Origin of the sequence: Flavobacterium ardleyense, assembly GCF_033547075.1 — a bacterium.
Classification (GTDB): domain Bacteria; phylum Bacteroidota; class Bacteroidia; order Flavobacteriales; family Flavobacteriaceae; genus Flavobacterium; species Flavobacterium ardleyense_A.
On sequence record NZ_CP137891.1, the window covers coordinates 2905893 to 2922494 of the forward strand.

The 16602-nt window shown below is 33.4% G+C and carries 15 protein-coding genes; 6 read left to right on the top strand and 9 right to left on the bottom strand.

Going from position 1 to position 16602, the window contains the following annotated elements; genetic code table 11:
* Positions 1-2: 2 nt before the first annotated feature.
* Genes SBO79_RS12650 through SBO79_RS12665 form a run of 4 tightly spaced genes read right to left on the bottom strand, consistent with a single transcriptional unit; the run spans position 3 to position 5980 of the window.
* Complete coding sequence (locus SBO79_RS12650) at positions 3-986, bottom strand: PD-(D/E)XK motif protein (RefSeq protein ID WP_318640757.1); 984 nt, start codon at positions 984-986, stop codon at positions 3-5.
* 4 nt (positions 987-990) lie between these two features.
* A complete protein-coding gene (locus tag SBO79_RS12655) occupies positions 991-3156 on the bottom strand; it encodes a Z1 domain-containing protein (protein WP_318640758.1) in 2166 nt (721 codons plus the stop codon).
* Between the two features lie 3 nt (positions 3157-3159).
* Entirely contained in the window at positions 3160-4695 is a 1536-nt protein-coding gene (locus SBO79_RS12660; RefSeq protein WP_318640759.1) for an ATP-binding protein, read from the bottom strand.
* A complete protein-coding gene (locus tag SBO79_RS12665) occupies positions 4688-5980 on the bottom strand; it encodes a DNA cytosine methyltransferase (protein WP_318640760.1) in 1293 nt (430 codons plus the stop codon). Before SBO79_RS12665 ends, SBO79_RS12660 begins: the two co-directional genes overlap by 8 nt.
* A gap of 258 nt (positions 5981-6238) precedes the next feature.
* Between SBO79_RS12665 and SBO79_RS12670 the strand changes: the two genes are divergently transcribed.
* Complete coding sequence (locus SBO79_RS12670; protein WP_318640761.1) at positions 6239-6592, top strand: hypothetical protein; 354 nt, start codon at positions 6239-6241, stop codon at positions 6590-6592.
* A gap of 1 nt (position 6593) precedes the next feature.
* Here the strand turns inward: SBO79_RS12670 and SBO79_RS12675 are convergent, their stop codons facing one another.
* The 3 genes from SBO79_RS12675 to SBO79_RS12685 form a co-directional block, all read right to left on the bottom strand.
* Entirely contained in the window at positions 6594-7250 is a 657-nt protein-coding gene (locus SBO79_RS12675; RefSeq protein WP_318640762.1) for an SOS response-associated peptidase, read from the bottom strand.
* Between the two features lie 150 nt (positions 7251-7400).
* Positions 7401-8099: an SIMPL domain-containing protein gene (locus SBO79_RS12680; protein WP_318640763.1), complete on the bottom strand. Its 699-nt coding sequence runs from the start codon at positions 8097-8099 to the stop codon at positions 7401-7403.
* A 49-nt stretch (positions 8100-8148) separates the two neighbouring features.
* Entirely contained in the window at positions 8149-8790 is a 642-nt protein-coding gene (locus SBO79_RS12685; RefSeq protein ID WP_318640764.1) for a rhomboid family intramembrane serine protease, read from the bottom strand.
* Between the two features lie 226 nt (positions 8791-9016).
* Between SBO79_RS12685 and SBO79_RS12690 the strand changes: the two genes are divergently transcribed.
* The 4 genes from SBO79_RS12690 to SBO79_RS12705 all read left to right on the top strand — a co-directional run bounded on the left by SBO79_RS12690 (position 9017) and on the right by SBO79_RS12705 (position 12639).
* Positions 9017-9205 (top strand): LpxL/LpxP family acyltransferase, encoded by a 189-nt coding sequence (locus SBO79_RS12690; RefSeq protein WP_318643513.1) that lies wholly within the window; start codon positions 9017-9019, stop codon positions 9203-9205.
* A gap of 44 nt (positions 9206-9249) precedes the next feature.
* Positions 9250-9615 carry a hypothetical protein gene (locus tag SBO79_RS12695; RefSeq protein ID WP_318640765.1) on the top strand — a complete coding sequence of 122 codons (366 nt, stop codon included), beginning with the start codon at positions 9250-9252 and terminating at the stop codon, positions 9613-9615.
* 95 nt (positions 9616-9710) lie between these two features.
* Positions 9711-10583, top strand: coding sequence for a hypothetical protein (locus tag SBO79_RS12700; protein WP_318640766.1), 873 nt, complete (start codon positions 9711-9713; stop codon positions 10581-10583).
* Positions 10584-10644: 61 nt separating this feature from the next.
* Positions 10645-12639 (top strand): TonB-dependent receptor plug domain-containing protein, encoded by a 1995-nt coding sequence (locus SBO79_RS12705; RefSeq protein ID WP_318640767.1) that lies wholly within the window; start codon positions 10645-10647, stop codon positions 12637-12639.
* A gap of 323 nt (positions 12640-12962) precedes the next feature.
* On the opposite strand, the gene SBO79_RS12710 is transcribed toward SBO79_RS12705, so the two are convergent.
* Complete coding sequence (locus SBO79_RS12710) at positions 12963-13865, bottom strand: DMT family transporter (RefSeq protein ID WP_318640768.1); 903 nt, start codon at positions 13863-13865, stop codon at positions 12963-12965.
* Positions 13866-14280: 415 nt separating this feature from the next.
* Between SBO79_RS12710 and SBO79_RS12715 the strand changes: the two genes are divergently transcribed.
* A complete protein-coding gene (locus SBO79_RS12715) occupies positions 14281-14823 on the top strand; it encodes a hypothetical protein (RefSeq protein ID WP_318640769.1) in 543 nt (180 codons plus the stop codon).
* A 226-nt stretch (positions 14824-15049) separates the two neighbouring features.
* Here SBO79_RS12715 and SBO79_RS12720 read toward each other — a convergent pair whose 3' ends face one another.
* Positions 15050-16192 carry an oxygenase MpaB family protein gene (locus SBO79_RS12720; RefSeq protein WP_318640770.1) on the bottom strand — a complete coding sequence of 381 codons (1143 nt, stop codon included), beginning with the start codon at positions 16190-16192 and terminating at the stop codon, positions 15050-15052.
* Positions 16193-16602: the final 410 nt, after the last annotated feature.

A 16602-nucleotide genomic window follows, 5' to 3' on the forward strand; every position in this document is an offset into this window, starting at 1 on the left:
TATTATTCCATCAAAGTTTTGTGCAATAAAGAATTGCTTTTTATTTTCTTCAATTGTTCTACATTTGATAAATCACTGTCAAAGTGAACATTTGAAACTTCTTTACTAATTAATGTTGAATTAATTTTAGGCACCGTTTCACTTTCGAAAAAAGCCAAAGTATCTTTTGCTAATTGGTAATCAAAAAAATGTTCGAATGATTTCTCAAAGTCACTTCCTAAAGTATCTATAATTACTTCATTAATTATGTTTAAAACATCACTATTTTCTATTTTATCAGCAATTGACTTTACTAAATCAAATATTGATTTACCCTTACCTGTTTCTACTGCAAATACTGAAGCTATAATTAGTTTTGAGTTTTCATTAGGGTTTAACTGTTCCACAGAAAAACTATGAATTCTTTTACTATTAGCTGTACTTTTGACTTCAATCTTATCTATCCCATCATTAAAATCAAACTTATCTTTTGGAGAAACGTGCCAGGATTTTATTAAATATTCTGGATTAAGTGATTGCTCAATGACCAATATTTCAGCCCAAAGACCTTGGATAGATTTTGTTGGCAATTTTGAAAATTTAGTAAACAGAATAATTAAATTTTCTACCTCAATTTTAAGTTCTTTTAACTTTGCGATTTCAGCTAATTTTAAAACAATAAAGTATATAATATTTAAAAAATATTCTTGTAAATCAACAGAATCTGTCTTTAGAGCAATTATAGTATAATTACCCTCAGTATTTTTTTTGCCTTTAGCTTTTAACTGACATCTTTGGTTGAAACGTATTGAAATAGATTCTAAATTATAATCTAAAACTTTTTCAGTTGAGACTTCCTCGCATTTAATAAAAAATAAAGGCAAACCTTCTTTTGATATTCCGATTTTATGACTTTTAATTTTAGGTAAACTAGCAATTGAAAAACCATCTTTATCTTCGGGTATTTCATTCTTTAAATTAGAAAATATTTGAAAAATTGATTGCATATAGTTACTTATTAATACCAACAAATGAGTGGGAAAAATCTTCTGGATAATAAATACCAAATGTATATACCAATTTATTATCCCATTGCATTGAATCATGCTTTAATCTGACTCTATGAATTTGAATACAAATTGAATCATCAAACTTTATACCCTTATCACCAGGATACTTGTCACTACCTGATAATGCACGACCTGAGAAAATATTATTTATTTTAAATTTATCACCATCAGATACTAAACTCCTTTTACGACCACCAGATACTTCAAAAGCCATCTCAAATATATAAATATGACTTACTTCTTTTATATCAGCTAAATACCTAAGATACTGAATTGTGGATGATTTACGAAGTGCATCTGGCATGTTTGCAATTTTGAAATTTTTAAAAAATTCTATTGCTTTGTCTACTTCAATTTTTATATATCTGTGACGCCTGTCTGGTGTACCAAAATCTTCAAAGTTTACAAAAGTATTATTAGCAATAAAATCTTCAATAAAAATAATATTTTCATCAAGATGCTGTAAGGCATTTAATTGTCTCCAACCACTTAATTTATGTTTTATCAGGTCAACAGATAAGATATTGTTTCTGGTAGGATTTACATTTCCACTTAAAATTAAAAGTTGCTCATATTCTTCTAATGAATGTTCCTTTAAATTTGTTCTAAAAATCTCTTCGTGTTCAACATACTCTCTATATTCTAGTATTGATTCATTAGGAAGAAAAACTCTACAGCTATCAATGAAGTTCTTTTTATATCCAAAGAAACGACAACGCTGCTGGATTGTATCAGCATTAGACTTACCTATGCTATATCTAGGCATATATGAAACCATTAAACCTTCAACGGTGTAACCACGATTTAACATATCAGCACCAACTAAAATGTGAGCAGAGGAATTACTCCAATCAATCTCTTTTGAACCAGCAATAACTATTTCAATATTTGTATCAAGTATAACTTGCAAAATTTCGGACATTACATCTTTAAAAGCAGGTGGATTTTCAATTCTTCTTACAGCTTCTGTATAATTATCTTTAAATTGTTCTATAAGTTCTTTTTTACTAGGGTCACCATCGGGTAACTGCAAACGATCTTCCCAACTGTCTTTAAGCATTTTTACCCAATCATAAAATTGTCTACTAACATCCTTTAAGCTATCAGCATGAACTAACATTGACAAAAATTTCTCTTTACCTTGAATATTTACTGTAATTGCTACACCACATAAGAAAATTTGCAACGCATTAATCAAACTTTGAGGACATTCAGTAAGTTGGTTTTTTTTATGATGATAAACTTCACTCTCAGGGATGGTAATAATTAAATCCGTATTTTCAATAAAAAAAGTTTTACCTCCAGTATATGATTTACCTGGCGTTAAGACCTTGTGAAATTTTGGCGAAAGTAAATCCATGATATTAATCAGTAGTGGACCTTGTGGAGTAGCTGTATATTGAATATAAGAATGATTTGGAATAGCAGCTCTTAAATTTAAAATACTTGAATAGGTTGAACTAAATTCATCTTCTTCCCAATCTTCGCTTTTACTATTTTTTCTACCATAAGTATTTAAACTTGCTTGGTCAGCCTCATCATCAATAATCATTACTCCATTATTTCCGAGTGCACCTTTTACCTCAAAAGTTTCGAAGATTTTAGTTAGCTCTGAAATATGCTTGTAGTGTTTTAAAACTGTAATTAGAATTGCCGGTTTATGGTTCAATAATAATGCACTTTTGATTTTTAAATGAACATTGTCTTTAATGGCTGGACTTGGATATACTTTAAAAAACCTACTATTACTAGAATCTGTTAAAAGGTCTTTCTTTAAACGATTTGTAGTTTGTTCTAATAAATTAATTTTAATACCTGCAAAATAAATTATAATTCGAAAGCCATTGTCAATTGCCAAAGCTGTTAGCGTTGTAAATGACATTGTTTTACCACTTTGAACATATCCAACAGCAATTCCCGTTGTGCTCCCTATTGTTTCAACTGGATCAATACAATTGGTTAATATGCTTTCTGATTCATTTAACAACGTTTCTTTTTCTTCACGGTCTAGTTGTGTTAATCTATCAATTAGATCTATAGTTCGTGGACCTTTAACTACATTTAGTTTAGCTTCGTTACTTTTGATTACAATTATTTCTTCTGACATATACTAAAGGTTTTTAATAAATGAATTAAAATTCAATCTAACATTACCTGCTCCTTTAGTTCCTTGAGAAGGAGCAATTATTTCTGCTAATACCAGAGACCTGATTATTAGTAATATTGGCTGATAGTCTTCTTCTTTTTTTAATTTTTCAAATCTTGTAAAAAAAGGATGAGCTAGATTAATTTTATATATTATTTTTTGCGTAAACAACTCATCTTCAATGGTACTTATTGAATACAAATCTGAAATTTTTGCTTCCGTAATTAATTCAAGAATAAGTTTATATTTTTCACCTTTCAGTTCAATAATATCTTCATGCGAATCAATAGTTTCGGCTTTTTTATAAAAGATCTCATTGTTGGCCTCTAAAACTTTGTTCTCAATTTGTTTTATTGAATTGTCTAATTGAGTTTTAAGATTTTCTCTGTCATAAGTTTTCTTAATGGTGTTTAAAATATTTTTTCCAACAGTCTTATTGTCTTCAATTGATTTTGGTTTTATAAACTTTTCAGCTTGATTATATAAGTCAAAATCTTTACTAGATATTTCTGTTTTTAGTGCTTCCATTAAAGCCTCTAAATCATCTTGTTCTTGGAAACTACCTTTATTAAAACTAACTGCAAATCCTTCTAATTCTAATTCCCCAAAAATTCTTTTATATCTTGGAGAACCTACTTGACCACAAAGTGCTTTAGGCCTATATTTTTCATCATGACTACCTTCAATAACTCTACCACGTCTAAAAAGAGAGATCCCATTTACTTTATTCGTACTCATTGTACTAAGTAAAGCTATGAATCCATTTACTTTATATTTGCCAGTAGAAAAGTTAATTTCTTTTTTCCATTCAATTGGCTCATCATTTGGGCTGTTATAAAAAGGAGCTTTTAGTATCTCAGGCTCTTCATAAATTAACTCCTCATTATTAATAAAAAGTTTCATATCACCTTTTCTAATAAACTTTCTGTAAATACTTAATAAATGTCTTTTTATTTTATCAATCTGATGATTGGAAGGTGCGTTTTTTGAAAGTTGTGTTAATGTCAAAAGTGTGAAATGAGTTGTCATATCTTTCTTTACATTTACAACTTCTAATAATTCTTTTTCCTCTTTTAATACTTTTTTCAAATCAAATTCAACCAACCTTTCTTCATCTTCGTCAAGTGCTGCCGTTCTAACCGACCAAAAATCTGCTAACCAAATTGAAGCAGTTTTCATACCCATACCAAATTCATGTAAACCAGTATTATCAATAGGAATATTAGCTGGTTCAAATGCTCTTTGAAAATTATCTATATCAATACCTGCTGCATTATCATATATTTCAATAATATCATTTTCCTTATCAATATTAATTCTAACCTCAAATTGATAATTATTATCATTGGCTTCTAATAATCTTGATTTATTATTTTCGAAACTTTGAACTGCATTATCAACATACTCACCCAAGGCATACCATGCCGTATTGTTTAAATTACGGAACTGACCATATACACCTGTTTGGATTTTAATTGATACATTTTCTATATTATTCATACTCTCTAATCAAGTTAATAGCTATTTTTTTTACAACACCTACATTGACAGCATTCCCAAGGGCTCTAAATGCTTTTGCAACTGTAGGTGGCAATTCATTTAAATCTTCCATACATTGTAGTTTAGCAGCTTCCTTTCTAGTCATATACCTACCTAACCAAGGAAAAATAGGTATTTGTGTGGTTGTTAGTACTAACGCTGGTGAATATGTTGGTTGCTTAACTCTTATTCCTGATGGTCTGAATTGTACAATTTTGTCATTGATAGTTAATGGTCCTTTATCTCCACAATTCCATTCAAACTTTTGATGACTATTCTCAAATTCTAATATTTTTGGAATCCAATTATCCAACCACTCTTTGTGCTTTTTGTAAAACTCTCTATTTGCCCGGATATAATACTTTTTCCAAACAGGAAACTCTGATTGATTTATTTTTAAACCATCCTGAGCATACGTTGGCAAACATTTGAGCATATCGTCAAAAGAGTTTCCTTTTATTAAAGTCCCAAAAGAACCTCTTTTATTTTTTAAATCTTTAGCGTGCAATTTTATAGGTGCTTTTCCTTCAAAAGGATAATCTGCCCCAAATTCCATTGCCCAGATAGGGAACCTAGGTACTTCTTCAGGTTTTAGATTATTTAAAAATTCTTGCCAAATCGCTAAATGATTTTTAGTAGTTTCTTTGAATGTCATAAAGTCATTATCCTCTGGAATAACAATATCATGAATACTTATATCTTCTCTTTCTTCTTTCTCAGGAAATAAAAAGTCTTGCAAACCTCCTTTTTCTCTTAGTCGACCAACTATATAAAATCTTGAACGGTGCTGCGGAATACCAAAATGATGTGGTGACAAAGTTGCTTCACTTACTTCATATAATTTTGACAATTCATCATAAATTACTTTCCAAGTATTACCATCATCATGGCCTTTTAGATTTGCAACATTTTCTAAAAACACAAATTCTGGTTTATGACGATTTAATATTTCTAATATTTTATAAAATAAATTTCCATTTCTTGGGTCTTCTAAGCCTAATCGAGCACCTGCTTTTGAAAATGGTTGACATGGAAAACCAGCACAAAGTATATCATGACTTGGAATAAGATTTACATCAACTAAATTAATATCACCTTCAATTTTAGTATTGTGATTTTTTTCATATAAAACTCTTAGTTCACTATTTAATTCACTTGCAAAAACACATGTATGACCTAAATCTTGTAAAGCCAAGTGAAAACCACCTAACCCAGCAAATAGATCAATAAATTTTAATTCTCTCATTTTATTTTAAACCAAATTTATTAGCAACTAATTAGATCAACGCATTATCTATTACCTCGAAATTAAATACCCTAAGGTATACAAAAGAAGTATATGAATGATCGACATCAAATACTCTTAATCTAAGTTGCTGCTAAAATACATATAAGTTTTCCACATTTTAAGATTTCAATAGAATTATAATTTATCTTATGTGACATAGTATATTTCTTTTTGAAAAATATTAGTATCCTATATAAACGAATCTAAAACTCAGCTATGACAACTCAACGAAAACATATTATCGATACTGTAAATGCTATAACTGACTCTGAAGAATTACTTTTCGGTGCAGGATTGAATGTCGAAATGAGCGGCGATATGCTCGAAGTTTCGGAGACTTTTGATGTGGGAGATGTTTTTACTTTCGACCTTAGCTTATTGCAAAGTAGTAAGAACGAAACCGTGCAGAAAGTAGCGGATTTATTAGTGCAGATGGTAGATTTTAGAGAATCGCTCATCAATCTGCACTCGCTTACGGATGAGGAAATTGATGATGTTCGACAAGAGAATGAAGACTTCGACAATGAAGAAAATGAGACTTTCAATAATCAAGAAAACGGTGAACTCTAACTTATAAAGAATCAAAAAGTGTCCAACCTTCATTTGAAGCTTTTTCTGCTTCTGCGGCCAATTCTACGGAGTAAGGAAAAGCATATTTTTGAAGTGAATCTTTCTGAAGCCATTTCTGCTCATCTTCTCTTTTCAAAATAATCGGCATTCGCCTTTTACTATTATGAATTTCCGACATTAGTTCGTTGGCTTCGGTAGTGAGCATCGTAAAAGTTTTCTGCTCCTTCCCTGTTTCTGCATTTTGAGTAATCGAATAAAGTCCCGCGAAAGCGAATAATCCGTGGTCGGGTTCGAAAATCGAGTATTTCTGCTTGTTTTTGCCTTTCGCGTCAAGCCACTTCCATTCTAAATAACCATCCGCAATAATCAGACAACGTTGATTTGCCACGTCTCTAAACGACGGCTTTTCGGTTACCGTTTCTATTTTCGCGTTAAGCGTACTTTTCCGAATCTCATTATCCATAGCCCAATGCGGAATCAATCCCCAATTAAAATGAGTTATAATTGCCGGATTTTGATCGGTGATGATGGGCATCGGGGGAAAGTCAAAACCGTTGTAGTGATTTTGAGGAGCGAAGTTGATCGTTGGATCAACCTCAGCGTCAAAGCGCTTCTCAACTTCAATCTTCATTTTTGTTTGAGTAACGTGGTAGCACATTTTTTTATTTGATTATATTTCTAAAGATAAAAAATGATTCCAGAATCTGCAAAATGCTTTTTGAAAAATATATTTTCAGAAATTGAACAAAAAAAAATCCCTTTCAACTTTTGCCGAAAGGGAAATTAATATTTTTATAAAATAAATTTTCTAGTTCAATTTGAAACTCACCGTAACATTTGCAGTCACATCAATTTCGCCAATCGCGATGGTTTCTCTTGGCATATCGCTACTTGCAGCACCTTTGGCCATTGAGCTATACATCATTGGCCTCGGGTAATTTGGTTGTGAATTATCACTAATCATAATCGCTGCACCAACTTTTTGTCCTAAAACTGATACGTAGTCATTTGCTTTCAACTGCGCTTCTTTCATCGCCAACTTTCTAGCTTTCGATTGGTATTCGGCCAATTTTGAAGATCTAAAATCTACGGTTCCGATTGTATTTACACCCGCATGTATTAGCTTCTCCATAACTATATCATACTTTGATAAGTCTCTGAGCAAAATTTCGATGGTTTGAGTTGCCACATAACTATATTTCTTTTTGTCGTAATCATATGGTGAACTCAAAGAAACACGTTTTGTCTGCACATCCTCTTTTGGGAGTTTTAAATCTTTAATTGCTTTAATAACCTCAGCAACCGTTTTATCATTCTCTTTCTTTACAGAAGTTGCATCGCTACCTTTATTTTCAACCGAAATAGAAATAAAAGCTTGATCTGGCTCTACTTTAACTTTGCCTTCTCCCGAAACGGTAATCTGAGCTGGCGGAATTAATTCTTGTGCCTGTGATGGCGTAATAGTGCACATTGCAACCACGGCTAGTATAAGGAATGACTTTTTCATAATTTAAATTTTTAGTTTTGAGTTAGCGTACTTTTCAAAAGTTGTGCCACTAAATCTTTTTCATCTTGGCCATCACACCCAAAATGATAATAGGAATGGCAAGAATTACCACCATAAAAATATTCTCTGTAAACATCTCTGGAAATTTTGCCAAGGTAATTGCATACCCTCCAATTGCTCCACCAAAGTGAGCGGTATGCCCAGTATTATCTCGCTTGGCACGCATTCCGTAAAGAGAATATAGCAAATAGCCTATTCCAAAAATATAAGCTGGAATCGGGATCGGAATAAAGAATAAATACAAATTCATCTCCGGCTGAAGTAATATCGCCGAGTATAAAACTCCAATTACGGCTCCCGAAGCTCCAATTGCTCGGTAATTTAGATCGTCTTTATATAAATATAAAGTCAATAAGCTTCCGCAAATAAGACTTCCGAAATAGACTAGCAAAAATGAAAATGCATTCGTGTACATTAATACTACTGGTGCAAAGAAATAGAGCGTCAACATATTAAAAGCCAAATGACCAATATCTGCGTGCAAGAATGCCGAGGAAAACATTCGATATTGCTCACCATTTCTGATTGAAGCTATGTGAAATTCAAATTTTCGGAAGAATGCCATATCTCCAAATCCCTTAAAACTGAACAACGCATTGGCGGCAATAATAACTATTAAAACTAAATCCATACAGTTTTTAAAAAGTGAAAAGTAAAATTAAACATCTTCGTACAGCTTTTGGCATCGACTGCTATCTAAATTTGGTTTTAAGCGTATATTTGTACTTTCAAAACTTGACTAGATGCAATTACTGTTCTTTATACTTTTCTATCCACTTATTTGGCTAATTTCCATTTTACCTTTTAAACTGCTATACTTCGTTTCAGATTTTTTTTAAATCATCGTTTATAAATTAATTGGGTACAGAAAATCTGTCGTTCGACATAATTTAAAACTAGCTTTTCCAGAAAAATCAGAAGCGGAAAGATTAATTATCGAAAAGAAATCTTACCATCACCTGTGCGATATTTTTATGGAAATGATAAAAACGATGAGGAATGCTGATAAAGAGATTCAAGAAAGATTCAAATTTGTCAAAGTATGATAAGAATCATAATGATATGCCAAGTTTAGAAGTATCTTTGCACCATGAAAATCTTTATATTCATAATTGTTACAGTTTTACTTCTAAAACCTGCATTGCCGTTTCTGGAGTATGTTGTCAATTATGATTATATAACCCAAGTTCTTTGCGAAAACAAAGCGACACCTGAATTAGAATGCAATGGAAAATGCCATCTTATGAAGGAACTTGCAAAAGCTTCGGAGGTAGAAAAACCCTTATCATCACAAAAAAAATCAGTGGTTGGATTTGAAATCATGTTTTTTCAAAAAATCCAAGAATTTACTGTCCTTACACCTAATTCTACTTATTTGGTAGTTAGTAATTATTACTTTGATAATTACACATACTTAGTACTAGATACGCCCTTTCGTCCACCCACAGTAGCATAATTTTTTATTGACTCATATTATTGATTTCTCCAATGGCATTTTAGTCATTGGATGTAACATCGTATTTAAACAATTCAAAAAAAAAATTATAATATATGGAAACTAAATTTTCAAAAAACATCTTGCTTTCTGTGGCAAAAATTACTTCTATCATCGTCTTAATATTCTCAATGAACTCTTGTAGTTCAGACGATGACAATAATCCCATATCGGATGAAACAGCGGGACTTGTAAAAATTCAAACAATCGAAAACGACATGCATTCAATCGAATTATACTCACAGAGTGGTACGTTAGTTCAAGGGTATAATTCGGTTTCTTTTCGAATAAAAGACAAATCAAATTCAAATTATATCACACCTTCGAGCTTAAGTTGGATGCCGATGATGCATATGACAAATATGATGCATGCCGGGCCATTTTCGGAAATTAAGGTTATTTCGGGAACAAATCTGTATAGTGGTTATCTTGTCTTCCAAATGGCTGAAAATGCTAGTGAATTTTGGGAAATTAGATTAAAATACAGTGTTAACGGGCAGGAACATCAATTAAATGCGCCAATTTCGGTCGTTGCAAGTGCAAAACAACGTGTAACGACTGTTACGGGACCTGACGGCGTGAAATATATTTTGGCTCTAATTGAACCTACTACGCCAAAAGTCGCTTTGAATGATATAACTGTTGGGGTTTTTAAAATGGCTTCGATGACTTCGTTTCCAATCGTAGATAATATGAAAATCTCAATTGATCCACGTATGCCTAGTATGGGGAATCACGGATCTCCAAATAATATTTCACTTACACAATCTACTTTAGATAGGTTATACTACGGAAAACTTTCGCTTACAATGACAGGATATTGGAAAGTAAATATGCAGCTTTTTGATGCTAGCAATGTCCTTGTTGCTGGTCAATCTATTGAAGGCGCTGTAGAAAACAGCACTTTATATTTTGAAGTAGAATTCTAAATTTACTCTTCTATTATAATATGGTCGGATTTACGAATCCGACCATTCTTAAAACAAAGTTATGAAAAACTTTAAATTTTTGATGGTAGCTGTAGTAGTTGCAGCGTCATCTTATGCACAAGAAATTGAAAAAGACAGTACTTCGACCCATAGTTTAAAAGAGGTGATTGTGATTGGTCAAAAAGCAACTCTTGATAAGAAACAGTATAAATCTCTTGGTACGGTTGAGGAATATCTGGAAAATTCTCCAAAGATAAATATGATAAAAAGAGGTGGTTACGCTTGGGAACCACTTATAAATAATATGCCATCAGAAAGAACTTTGATTACAATTGATGGAATGCGAATTTTTGCTGCTTGTACCGATAAAATGGATCCCATAACAAGTTATGTTGAAATATCTAATTTGTCCGAAGCATCGATTGTTTCGGGACAACAAGGCGCTGTTCACGGCTCCACGATTGGCGGCGGAATAGATTTGAAAAGACAGCGAGGAACATTTAAGGATTCTGGTTGGAAAGGATCTGCTCAGGCAGGTTTCGAGACAAATAATAAACAGAAAATTGGCGGCCTTGCTACACAATATTCAGACAGTACCTTTTATTTTGATGCAGCCTTTATGGCACGAGATGCCGAAAATTACTATGCTGGAGATCGCAAAGAGGTTTTGTATAGTCAATATGGCAAGTACAACGTTTCGGGAAATCTTGGTTTTTTGTTAAATCGCAATTCGGTTTTGGAAGCTTCTATTATTTATGATCGAGCGACAAATGTAGGATATCCTGCCTTGCCAATGGATGTATCTCTAGCCGAAGCATTGATTACATCAGCTACCTATAAAATTATGCCGACAGAATTGTGGTATTCTAAATGGGATACTAAGATCTACTTTAACAAAATAACACATATCATGGACGATAGCAAACGTCCTGACGTTCCAATACGCATGGATATGCCTGGTTGGTCTACAACTTACGGATTTTATTCAACTATCGAGAGACATCAAAACAAACATCACCTTACTGCAGATATCAATGGGTTTCTAAATCAGTCGCGGGCAAAAATGACGATGTATCCAAATGATCCAAATGAGAACGCGATGTTTATGCTTACTTGGCCCGATGTTCAGACAAGATACGTGGCGCTACAATTGAAGGATCATCTAGTTATATCTGATAATTCAGATCTCGAAATTTCGGCAAGTTTGGGTGCGCATACCAATGAGGTGACGGATCTATTTGGACTACAAAGTCTGCAGATTATCTATCCAGAAATGGAAGCTAGCCACACAAGATTACTAAAAAGTTTAGCGGTAAATTTTAATTATAGTAATTCAGGATTAGGATATGGACTAGGTTTAGGATATGGCGAACGTGCCGCTTCAGTTTCGGAAGGATATGGATTTTATCTTTTTAATAGTTTTGACCGTTATGATTATATCGGAAACCCTACACTTAAAAATGAGCAATCATTGGAATTCAACTTCTTTTCGTCCTTTAAAACAGAAAATACTAAGGTGCAACTAAGCGGATCGTATTTTAATATTCGAAATTATATCGTTGGTATTCCGAAGCCATCATTTCTGCCAATGACTATTGGCGCTGATGGTGTAAAAGTATATTCGGCACTTAATTATGCGGTAATCGCATCGGCCGACATTACTTTTGAGCAGAAACTAACTGAAACTTTTACCTTTTCGGCGCAAGCTACTTACAGTCAAGGGCAAGATGATAATGGCGGCAACTTGCCATTTATTAGTCCATTACAATATAAGACTGCCCTAAAATACTATCGAAATCAAACAAGTGCCGAAATTTCTTTTCGAGGGAATGCTGCACAAACGGCATTCAATTCCTTTTATGGGGAAGATCGCACTGCTTCTTATGGCGTTTTTGATATGGCTTTGGCAAAATCATTTACCTATGAAAAAACAAATTTGACCGCAAAAATTGGGGTTGAAAATATTTTGGATAGTCACTATTCTACTTATACCGATTGGAACAATATTCCAAGAATGGGTAGAAATATATTTGTAAGTTTAAAATTTAGCCTCTAAAAAAGAGGAATAGTTCCATCTAGCTACTCTTCTAACTAACTTGAATTTTTATTAAAGTAGTAGTAGATGTTCCTTAAATGGGATGTTTTGCCGCGATATGATTGAATTGTAGTTACTGCGATCTACTGAAAACGGGAGCCCGCGCAAAGGATGGGAATGGCATCCTTTGCTGCAAGCGAAAATTTTCAGAATTGAAAACTGAACCTACTTGCAGCAAAGATATAATGGACAGCCTGACCTGAGCCACATTGTAATTGAATGTTAGGAAGGTCGTTGTGGCGAAAGGTTGCGCCCAAATAAAATCGATAATATCTATTTTAATTCTAATGTTCTAATGAGTTATCTTGCTTTTTATCTCGGATAAAATAAACGCCAATCAAGATAAGAAGTCCGCCGAGAGCGTACCAAAGTGTGAACTTTTCGCCGTCAAGAATTCCCCAAATTACTGCAACCACAGGAAGTAAGAGCGAAATAGTACTGGCAAAAACCGCCGATGTATCTTGAACGAGTTTAAAAAAAAGAAACATCACCAGTGTGGTGCTAATCACGGTAAGAAAAATTAGATAGCCCAGAGATTCTAGAATTTGAGATTGGGTGAAATCAATTTTGGTGAAGAAACCTGAAAACGCTAAAATAAGCAGCGATGGCAGCATCCAAAATGTATAAATGGAACTCGCAAGGTCTACAGATGAGATGTGCATTAATTTTTTTTCGATTATTAGAGCCGAAATTGCGTACAAAGCGGCGCCGAGAATCAGAATGCCAATGTAAAAATAATGATTGGAGCTGCTATCATCTCCAGAGCTCAAAACCAGCACCAAAGCCCCTGCAAACCCAATGATTGCACCGAAATACTGAATTATTTTGTTTCGGATTCCAAAAAGTAAAGCGCCGATTAACAATGTAAAAATCGGATCGAGCGCGTTGATTATTCCCGCTAATGAACTGCTAACTTCCCGTTGCGCAAAGGGAAAAATGAAGACCACAAGGAAATTTCCAAAAAAACCTGAAAGCGCTATCCAAAACACATCTTTTCTGGACATTTTTCGTAATGCCGGAAAGCCAATGAAAGCCAAAAGTAAGCCTGAAATTCCGGCTCTAAAAGCCCCAATCTGCAATGGATCGAAAACTGGCAAGGTCTTTTTGATCAATATAAAAGAGGAGCCCCACGTGATGGCGATGATAAATAGAACGAGGAATTTTTTGGCGAGGAGTTTTTTGAGCATTGCGAGGACAAATTGAAGTTGACAAAAGTAGTATTTTGGCGAGTAACTTATGGGCCAATATCAAAGTCTTTTTTCTATAACATTGCTTCTAATACTGTTGATGTATTTTAAAAAATAGCAACTAAGATAGACTTTAGAGTTAGATAGAAGCGATTATTCTATTTTACTATATATCAATGGAATACTTACAAATAAAAAGTGATAGAAACGAAAATTACTGAAAAGACAGTATATTATATCGGAAACCAAATGATGGGAAGTCGTCATTTATTATCAGCTTTTTTAAAATAGATACAATATCGAAAACATTTATAATTATTTTGAAACTATTCATGCAAATTATATAAAAATCCTTATTCCATATTTGTGAACTTTATCACTGTGAAAATAACTTCACAATTAAACAAACTATATTATGGAAAATGATCACAATGGAAATTTAGACAGAAGACCTATGATGACTGGTATGTTTGCCGACCGAGAGAGTACAGAAAGTGCCTACAATGCATTACATGAAAGAGGATATACCAAGGATGAAATTAACTTGATTATGTCTGATGATACTCGCGAAAAGTATTACTCAGATAAAAATGACCATTCTGAATTAGGTACAAAAGCAGCAGAAACTGCAGGTACTGGATCAGCAATTGGTGGAACATTGGGAGCAATTGTTGGAATCATCGCGGCTATTGGAACTAGTGTTGTAATACCTGGCTTAGGATTAATTATCGCTGGACCAATTGCGGCCGGATTAGCCGGCGCTGGAGCTGGAGGAATTGCTGGAGGACTTGTGGGAGCACTTGTGGGATCTGGAATTCCTGAAGATCGTGCAAAGGTATACGAGTCTGGAATTAACGATGGACACGTAGTAATGGGGGTTCGTCCAAGAAGTGACGAAGATGCAGATTACCTTGAAAGAAATTGGAGAGACAATCGAGGACAAGATATCTACAGATAAATTTTAAAGGCGGACTAACAAAATACCTGTTGTAATTTATCAACAGGTATTTTTTTTTATTAACCGGGTGAAGAATTCGAACTTTATTTTGGAATTGTCAGCTTTTTTTGCAAAATAATTTCAATGCATCCATGGTGATTAAAATAAAGCTCTTACATCGTAGATCTAACGAGATTGTAGTATTTTTTAAGTACTTCAATTAGTGCCGATATTTGAATCTTTGACATTAATTTGCTTTTTTCTGTAAAATGGAATTTGTCTTGTAATCTATCAGCACGCTTTTTTGCTGCTGTTCGCCCAGACTATTTGCCTTCTCCTTATTTAGTACAAGAGCATTTTTTAATTTGATTGCTTGTATTATAGCCGTGCCTAAACGAGCTTCGGGAATATTTAGATTTTTAAGAGTAGCATCATCAATTAAATAATTGGCAACACTTCTATGAATGAATTCCATGTTTTGTTTTACAAAATCTAGTTGAAGTAAACTGATGGGAGTACTTTCCATTAAAAGCGATTTGGCTAATTTTCGCGCGTCTTGATCGGCTTCTGCTTGATATTGGGTCCAGAAAGAAAAGAATTGTAAGGCCTCACTTTTATTATTTGGAATTAGGTTTTGAGGTACACCTAAAAGATAAGTTACATATTTCCAGAGATGAAAAATCCCTAGTTCTTCTTGTTCAGAGTATTTGAAATTAAGCTTTTGAAGCCCGTATAAAAAGTAGACGGTAAATGCAGTATTGGTTGCAATCATATCGGCGTGATTGATTGGAATTCCATATTTTTCTTGATTCCAATTAAGGTCTTTGTCCAAAATTGTCAATCTAGACACAGCGTGCACCAATCGTGTTTGGAGGCAAGCATCTATTCTAATCTTATTATCTTCTTTGCTTCTGCTTACATTTACCCAAAAATTTAATGTATTATACAATCGATGAAGAGAACCTTTTTCCAATGAACCTGTAGCAATTAAGGGTTTGGTGAGATTTGCAAAATTATATCCTCCCAAGAGTGCAAAATTTCTTAAAATTAAAAGTCCTGTTAATCCACTTCTTTCAGATAGGTTGCAACCTTCTCTAATCAATTCAAAATCGACCCAAGTGGGAACTTTCTCTAATTTATTTTTGAATTCTAAAAAGCTATTTGGTAATTTCTCATTTATTTTATTTGAATGTAGCGATTTCATTATATTCTTAAACTCGCCGTTTTGCAACCATTCTTTGGTTAAGAGATCCAGGTTATGATCATATTTATAGAATAATTCTGGATCGAGATTAGATTCCAAATTTAATCTATCAATTTTGGCCCACTCTAGAAAATCCCGGCCATTTCCCGTCTCCCAAAAAGTCTTATTCGTTTCGTTTTTAACCATTATAGGGTAGCAAATATTAGATTTGAAAAATTTAGTGCACTTAAAGATTCGCGCTATAAAGTTCAAATTTTTAAATTAGAAATACAATTCTACCGAACTTAAAGTCCTAATAAAATCTCACTTGATTAATCCCTTTCTGATTTACCGCCAGTCATTTGCGCAAGGGATGGGAATGGCATCCTTTGCTGCCATCACAAATTTGATTTTTGAAAACTAAATCTTCTGGCAGCAAAGATATAATGGACAGCCCGACCTGAGCCACACCCTTTACTTTCTTGCTAAAGTAAAGGTTGTGGCTCAGGTTGCGCCCAAATAAGAATACACCTACTACCAACTTAAGATTTAATACTTTACCTCATCAGTGCTCACATCTTCCTATCTTAAACTGTGTAGAAGAGTAAGGAAAAAAC